The 7,067-nt window shown below is 50.1% G+C and carries 6 protein-coding genes and 3 tRNA genes; 4 read left to right on the top strand and 5 right to left on the bottom strand.

Going from position 1 to position 7,067, the window contains the following annotated elements; genetic code table 11:
• The 5 genes from LAT77_RS09405 to LAT77_RS09385 all read right to left on the bottom strand — a co-directional run bounded on the left by LAT77_RS09405 (position 1) and on the right by LAT77_RS09385 (position 2,548).
• Positions 1-75 (bottom strand) — tRNA-Gln (locus tag LAT77_RS09405).
• Positions 76-102: 27 nt separating this feature from the next.
• Positions 103-187, bottom strand: a tRNA-Leu gene (locus LAT77_RS09400).
• A 23-nt stretch (positions 188-210) separates the two neighbouring features.
• Positions 211-287: transfer RNA gene (locus tag LAT77_RS09395), tRNA-Met, on the bottom strand.
• A gap of 210 nt (positions 288-497) precedes the next feature.
• Complete coding sequence (locus LAT77_RS09390; protein ID WP_290564307.1) at positions 498-1,166, bottom strand: SDR family oxidoreductase; 669 nt, start codon at positions 1,164-1,166, stop codon at positions 498-500.
• Positions 1,163-2,548, bottom strand: a complete 1,386-nt coding sequence (locus tag LAT77_RS09385) for an aspartate ammonia-lyase (protein WP_290564306.1) — start codon at positions 2,546-2,548, stop codon at positions 1,163-1,165. Before LAT77_RS09385 ends, LAT77_RS09390 begins: the two co-directional genes overlap by 4 nt.
• Positions 2,549-2,749: 201 nt before the next feature.
• On the opposite strand from LAT77_RS09385, the gene LAT77_RS09380 reads away from it, so the two are divergent.
• The 4 genes from LAT77_RS09380 to LAT77_RS09365 are packed head-to-tail and all read left to right on the top strand — an operon-like array spanning position 2,750 to position 7,009.
• The gene (locus LAT77_RS09380; protein WP_290564305.1) at positions 2,750-3,391 is read left to right on the top strand and encodes a methylamine utilization protein; all 642 of its coding nucleotides are present in this window, start codon (positions 2,750-2,752) and stop codon (positions 3,389-3,391) included.
• A complete protein-coding gene (locus LAT77_RS09375) occupies positions 3,381-5,699 on the top strand; it encodes an EAL domain-containing protein (RefSeq protein WP_290564304.1) in 2,319 nt (772 codons plus the stop codon). Before LAT77_RS09380 ends, LAT77_RS09375 begins: the two co-directional genes overlap by 11 nt.
• Before the next feature lie 15 nt (positions 5,700-5,714).
• The gene (locus tag LAT77_RS09370; RefSeq protein ID WP_290564303.1) at positions 5,715-6,557 is read left to right on the top strand and encodes a DUF3034 family protein; all 843 of its coding nucleotides are present in this window, start codon (positions 5,715-5,717) and stop codon (positions 6,555-6,557) included.
• Positions 6,558-6,568: 11 nt separating this feature from the next.
• On the top strand, positions 6,569-7,009 hold the full coding sequence (locus tag LAT77_RS09365; RefSeq protein WP_290564302.1) for a group 1 truncated hemoglobin: 441 nt from the start codon (positions 6,569-6,571) through the stop codon (positions 7,007-7,009).
• Positions 7,010-7,067 lie beyond the last annotated feature (58 nt).

Below are 7,067 nucleotides of genomic sequence, written 5' to 3'. Positions count from 1 at the left end.
TGGCTGGGGTACCAGGATTCGAACCTGGGAATGGCGGGATCAAAACCCGCTGCCTTACCGCTTGGCTATACCCCAACTGACTATCTACTCATTTCGTTTTTTTGGTGCGGAAGGAGAGACTCGAACTCTCACGCCGTGAGGCACTGGAACCTAAATCCAGCGTGTCTACCAATTCCACCACTCCCGCCCATAAAAACGAAGTGAATCAGTTGGTGGCTACGGCGGGATTCGAACCTGCGACCCCATCATTATGAGTGATGTGCTCTAACCAACTGAGCTACGTAGCCATATTACTGATCAACTTTCTGTGCGTCTCAGCGGCGCGTATTATGCGAATCCACCGCCGCGCAGTCAACACCTTTTCGGAAAAAAATGCGCATTTCACTGTCAACTGCTCAAAAAAACACTGAAATGGCTAAAAGAGCAGCAAGATATTTAATTTACTGCTCAATTTTAGTGTACAAACCGATCTTATCTAGGGTTTCTTTGCGCAGCATTTACCACGGCAACACTTCACCGTTACTGTGCCAGAACGTACCGCTATTTGCCATGGTTAACTGGTCGATGCGTTGGCGCAAACGTTGTGCAGATTCTGCCGCAGTAATGTCGCCTGTATTATTTACCATGTCGGTTTGCACATAACCGGGGTGCAACAAGGCCACAGCAATCCCAGAGTCTTTCAGATCACGAGCTAACGAGACACCGGCCGCATTCAGTGCAGCTTTTGACATACGATAGCCGTAATAGCCGCCGCTGCCATTATCGGTCAATGAGCCCATGCGACTGGTAATCATGGCGACCTTGGCGTCTTGGTTTAGGTGCGGCAATAAACCAACAGTGATCATTAAGGGCGCTAATGCATTGACATTAAACTGCTGCTGAATGTCTGTAGCTGGGGCGTCGTCGAGTGTTTCACGAGTGAGAATGCCGGCATTGTTAATGAGTAAATCAATTTTCTCATCACCCAATGCTTGGCTAATTTTGCTAGCAGCGTCAGCTGCCGCAACGTCAATATCGGTAATGATCGTTGCGTTCGTACTTTCTAACTCAGCACTCGGCTGGCGACAAGTGGCGAAGACCTTGGCTCCGGCTTCGGCGTATTGCTTGGCGAGCTGCAAGCCGATACCACGATTAGCTCCGGTGATGACAACATTGAATTGACTCATTTCGATAATCCTCCTTCGGTTAGTTGCAACGGGTCGAGTAAGCGCTGTAAATCTGCTTCACTTAAATCCGTCATTTCGACCGCGACTTCGAGAATAGGCCGATTGCTTGCATAGGCTGCTTTAGCAATAGCGGCGGCTTGATTATATCCGATAACTGGGTTCAAGGCGGTGACGAGAATCGGATTACGTTCAAGGGCGGCATTGAGCTGCTCCTGATTGACTTGAAAATCATTGATGCATTGATCAGCAAGGGTATTGGCACTCTTCCACATGAGTTCAATACTCTGGAGTAAGTTATAGGCAATCACCGGCAGCATGACATTCAGTTGGAAATTTCCGCTCTGGCCGGCAATGTTGACCGTCGTTTGATTACCCATGACTTGTGCGCACGCCATTGCCACCGCTTCTGGAATCACCGGATTAACCTTGCCGGGCATAATACTGGAGCCGGGTTGCAGGGCTTTCAGGCTAATTTCACCAAGTCCGGCAAGTGGGCCGGAATTCATCCAGCGTAAATCATTGGCGATCTTCATCATCACGGTTGCTACCGAGCTGATGATACCGGCAGTGGCAACCGCCACGTCCTGACCGGCGATACCGGCGAATTTATTCTCGGCGCTGGTGAACGGGAGCTCAGTGAAATTCGCCATCGACTGACAGAATAATTCAGCGAATTGAGGATGGGCATTCACACCGGTACCAATTGCGGTGCCGCCTTGGGGCAATGAGTAGAGCTGCGGCAGAATCGCTTCCAAGCGCTGTTCGGCTTGCCCAAGTTGCGCGTCCCAAGTGAGCAGTTCTTGGCTGAGGGTGAGTGGCATAGCGTCCATTAAATGGGTACGACCCGTTTTCACAACGTCAGTGTATTCTGCAGCTTTGTGTTGAATGATCGCGCGTAAATTGGCCAGTGCGGGCAGTAACTTTCGTCGAATGCGGCGAGCTGCACTCACTTGAATCGCCGTTGGAATGACGTCGTTGCTGCTCTGCCCTAAATTCACATCGTCATTGGGGTGGACGTCGACGCCAGAATTGCGTTTGGCCAGGTTAGCCAACACTTCATTGACGTTCATGTTGGTGCTCGTTCCTGAGCCAGTTTGAAAAACGTCCACGGGAAATTGGTTTTGCCAACGGCCTTCAAAAACTTCCAAGGCGGCTTGCATGATCGCGTCGGCCTTTTTTTGACTGAGCAGGCCGAGCTCACTATTGGCTTCAGCCGCACAATATTTGATCAAGGCAACGGCGCGAATGAATGCAAAAGGTAAGGTGAGCTCACTGATCTTGAAGTTATTGAGGGCGCGCTGTGTTTGCGCACTCCATTGCGCATCATCTGGGACTTCAACTTCGCCCATGCTGTCTGTTTCTGTTCGAAATCGCTGTGGCACTATGACCTCCGATCAATCGATTTAAGTAAAAATTGCGTAGTACGCTGAAGAGAAAAAAATAAATATTTGCAGTCATCTATACTTTGCATTTAGCTTAACACAAATAACAAAAAAACAGTTGCGCAGAAAACCTGCGTAATTACTGGAGGCGTTTTGACAACATCGAGGCTTTTTTCTCACTGGTTAGGCGCCGTTGCGTTCATGATTGGCTGGTTAGGACTGTCGGTATCTGCGGCCAACGCGTCGCCAATATGGCTATTTCAGGATGCTCAAGGGGCGCCGTTGGCAGGCGTTATTCTCTTTCAAACGCAAGCGTCAGAGAAACCGGATGACGCTGCACCTAGTTTAACGCCGCAGATTCATGTGATGGATCAAGTGCAGCGACAATTTGTACCTGATTTGCTGCTCGTCGCTGCTGGCGACCGTATTAGTTTTCCCAATAGCGACTCTATTCGTCACCACGTTTACTCGTTTTCACCGACCCGAACATTTGATTTCGAGCTCTATGGCAATGCTGAAGCACCGTCAATTGACTTCCCCCAAGCGGGTTTTGTGGTGGTTGGCTGCAATATTCATGACAACATGATTGGCCATATCGTGGTCAGTGCCACCGGAGAGTTTTTGCAAAGCGATGATCAAGGCAGAATGGATGTATCGGGCTTGAGCTCGGTTGATGGCTGGTATGCTTGGCATCCTTGGATGGCGAGTGCCGGTGTACAACCCATCGCAGCGCGTGATTTAACACCTGACAGCGTTAATGTGATCGCCGTCGAAGCGCCACAACCAAGAGCTGAGACCGATTTGGAATCGCGCTTCCGGCGGAGGCTGCAGGGTGGTCGTTAATTTTCGTACGCGCCTATTGCTGCTCATTGCTGGCGGCATAGGACTTGCTTTATTCGTTGTTGTCATTGCGATTGTATTGGCGACGCGGCAAAGCGTCTCCTTGCATACCGAGCGTGAACTGGAAGTCAGTGAACGAGTTCTCGGGCAGCTGATTAATTATCGCGATGAACAATTGCGGCAATCTGCGTATGTTCTTGCGGATGACTTTGGTTTTCGCCAAGCGCTGGCAAGCGATGATGAGGAAACGATCATTTCGGCATTAACCAATCATGCCCAACGTTTAAATGCTGATTTAGTGATGCTGCTGAACCCACAAAAAGAAACCTTATTGGCGAGTCACGCATTAAGCCGTGGCGAACGCGATATTTTTGACGCCTACATGGAAGCGGAATCCCTGACTCAAACAGCGACTGGTGCGGCAATTATTGTGGCCGAGGACGAGGCCTTTCAGGTGGTATGGGTACCCGTCCGGGCGCCGCATTTGCTTGGCTGGTTGACGCTTGGCTTTGCCGTGGATCGCGATCTCGCCGAGCAATTACAACAGTTAACCAATTCGTATGTGCACTTTGTTATTGGCCGTGAGGCTGAGCAACCGCGCGTTATTTCGTCGGCAAGTGAACACATTCAACATGAGCTTGAACAAGCCTTGCTCGCGGGGGAGTTAGAAGAGTTTTTGCGTCAAGAAGAAAAGCAAGCACGCTGGATTTCGGTGATTACAACGCCCGCCGGTACGACAGACAACTCAATTGACGTTTTGTTAACCGCCAGCATTGGCTCGGCAGCGCAACCCTTTAATGCTTTACGTACGCAACTGCTGGTGATCGTGATTGTAACGCTACTCGTGACGGTTGTGGTGACCCTGGTGGCGAGTCGCCGCTTTGTTGAACCCTTGAGTGCTCTTGCTCGCGTTGCAGATGCCATTGCTCGTGGTCAGTATAAGCAAAACATTCCGTTTATCGGTGGTGACGAAGTCGGAACCTTGGCCCACGCGTTAGATAGTATGCAGAGCGCCATCGAAGAGCGTGAGACGGAGATTTGGTTTCAGTCACAACATGATGTTTTAACCGGACTTGCGAACCAACGCGCGTTTCATGAATACGTCCAGCAACGATTGCACACGCACGAGCCATGGTCGTTAATCGTGGTCAATCTCGACAATTTTCGTCGGCTCAATGAAATGTTTGGGCGCAGTATTTGTGATGAGTTATTACAACAATTTGCTAAACGTTTGGAACGACTGTGTGTCGACAAATTCTTCTTAGCCAGGCTGCAGGGGGACGAGTTCGTTCTCGTTTACGATGGCAATTTAGATCACGCCGAAGTTGAATTGAAGGGCGTTTTAGCGGCGGCGCAAGACAACATTCAGATGCGGCAAGTAAGTTATTCGCTCGCACTCAGTGCCGGCATGGTGGAAGCGCCTCGCCATGCGCAGGAGCGCGATGAATTGGTGCGTTTAGCGCAGTTTGCGCGCAGTAAGGCGAAGTTGGAAAAGCGCGCTTATGCTCGTTATGAGGATGGTGAAGACAAGCCTTATCTAAGAACATTGGCAATCTCTGCAGCCATCCCAACTGCCATTGAAGAACAGCGTTTTTCGTTGGCTTACCAGCCCCAAATTGACAGTGAAAATGGCACAGCTACCGGCGTTGAGGTTTTGATTCGTTGGCAGGATAAAACCCTGGGCTTCGTTAGTCCTGCCGAATTTATCCCATTGGCAGAGCAGTCAGGGCACATATTTGCAATTACACGCTGGGTGTTAGTGGAAAGCCTCAAGCAAATTGCACAGTGGCAGCGTTTACACCCGGGTCTGCAATTGTCGGTGAATCTCTCCGCGAGTGACTTGGCGGAGTCAAATCTTCTTGACGTGGTTTTTGGTGCATTAGCAGAGGCAAACGTTCCGGCTACCTTGCTCACGGTCGAAGTCACCGAAAGTGCCGTGGTCAAAGAACCAGAGAAAGCCATGGCGCAGCTGACGAAGCTACGCGCCGCCGGAGTGAAGGTTGCCATTGATGATTATGGCACGGGGTATTCGTCGTTAGCACAATTGCGTGATATGCCAGCGACCGAGTTGAAGATCGACCGCAGTTTTATTATGAATTTAGCTGAGCAGGTTGGCGATCAGACCATCGTCCAGTCAACCATTCAGATGGCTCACAAGCTCGGTTTGAAGGTCGTTGCGGAAGGTGTCGAAGACGAAGCAACAGCGGCAGTGTTGCGGCGCTATCAATGCGATGTGCTGCAAGGTTATTTCTATAGTAAGCCGCTCGCTGCAGATGATTTGGCCCAGTGGCTGATATCCGCGCACAAATAACAAAAGGAACAGGTGATGAAATCAATCGGGTTAATGGTAGTCGGCTTACTCGCTAGTTCGTTGATGATGGACGCGGAGGCTGCAGAAGGGCGTTTACTTGGGACGGGTGGTGCCACCACGATCGAAGGTGCTGCGGGTGGTGGTTTGGTGCCCTGGGCTGTCATTAGCGGCTATAGCGAGGATGACGAGCGCGGCGGAACGGTTGCCCTGACCCGTGCCCAAGTCGATGACTACCGCTTAGATGTGACAGCCGCAAGCTTTTCCTATCAGAATCGGTTGGAAATTTCTGTCGCCTCACAAATGTTTAACTTAGAAAATCTTGGGGCCGAACTGCGACAACAAGTCTTCGGCGTGAAATATCGCATCGCTGGTGATTTAATTTATACATCGATGCCACAACTCAGTGTGGGCGCGCTGTATAAACGCAATACCCGTTATGACATTCCGGAGCTGGTAGGCTCGCAGCGCGACAATGACTGGGAGGCTTATCTAGCGGCGAGTAAAGTTTGGCTCGCAGGACCGTTTGATCGCACATGGCTAGCGAATGTCACGGTAAGAGCGACGCGCGCCAATCAATTTGGTTTGTTGGGTTTTGGTGGTGATCGCGGCGATAGTCATGAAATTACTGTCGAGGCGGCCACTGGCGTATTTCTTCATCGATCCCTGGCAATTGGGATTGAATATCGACAAAAACCTGACAATTTGAGCTTTGCGAAGGAAGAGGACGCAATGTCTGCATTTGTTGCTTGGTTTCCATCAAAGCGCGTGGCTCTTGTGGGTGCGTTTTTAGACTTGGGCAGCATTGCTGGCGCGGCAAATCAAACCGGTTATTACCTAAGTCTACAGGCTTCATTTTAGGAGAGAAGGTCATGAAAAAATTAGTTTCTCACTGCACAGCATTCGTGACTTTGGCTATGTTAACCCTGCCGATTGGAGCCGCGCACGCTGATCAAGATGATAGCTTGTATCGCGCACTCGGTGGCGAGCAAGGTATTCAGCAGTTGGTTGAAGATCTATTATTTAATGTTGCCGATGATCGTCGCATTCGTCATCATTTTGTTGATATTGACATTGTGCGCTTGCATGAAAAACTTAGTGAACAAATCTGTGAGTTAGCCGGTGGTCCATGCGAATATACTGGTGATGATATGATTAAGTCACACACCGGAATGGGCGTCACCCGAGCAGACTTTAATGCGTTAGTCGAAGCGCTGCAGCTGGCCATGGATGATCATCAAATTTCCATCTCAGCACAGAATCGACTGTTGGCATTGCTGGCGCCGATGCATGGGGAGATTGTGAATCGTTAGATGTCCCAAAAATATACGAAAAAGCCGTCATAAATGAACTGACGGCTTTTTGATGTCT

Origin of the sequence: Aliidiomarina sp. (assembly GCF_022565475.1) — a bacterium.
GTDB lineage: Bacteria > Pseudomonadota > Gammaproteobacteria > Enterobacterales > Alteromonadaceae > Aliidiomarina.
This window is presented reverse-complemented; position numbering and strand designations above follow the sequence as displayed.

What these genes read in the sequence shown, in the direction of transcription:
- LAT77_RS09365 (WP_290564302.1), top strand. Translation starts at nt 6,569, where the DNA reads ATGAAAAAATTAGTTTCTCACTGCACAGCATTCGTGACTTTGGCTATG.
- LAT77_RS09390 (WP_290564307.1), bottom strand. Translation starts at nt 1,166, where the DNA reads ATGAGTCAATTCAATGTTGTCATCACCGGAGCTAATCGTGGTATCGGC.
- LAT77_RS09370 (WP_290564303.1), top strand. Translation starts at nt 5,715, where the DNA reads ATGAAATCAATCGGGTTAATGGTAGTCGGCTTACTCGCTAGTTCGTTG.
- LAT77_RS09380 (WP_290564305.1), top strand. Translation starts at nt 2,750, where the DNA reads ATGATTGGCTGGTTAGGACTGTCGGTATCTGCGGCCAACGCGTCGCCA.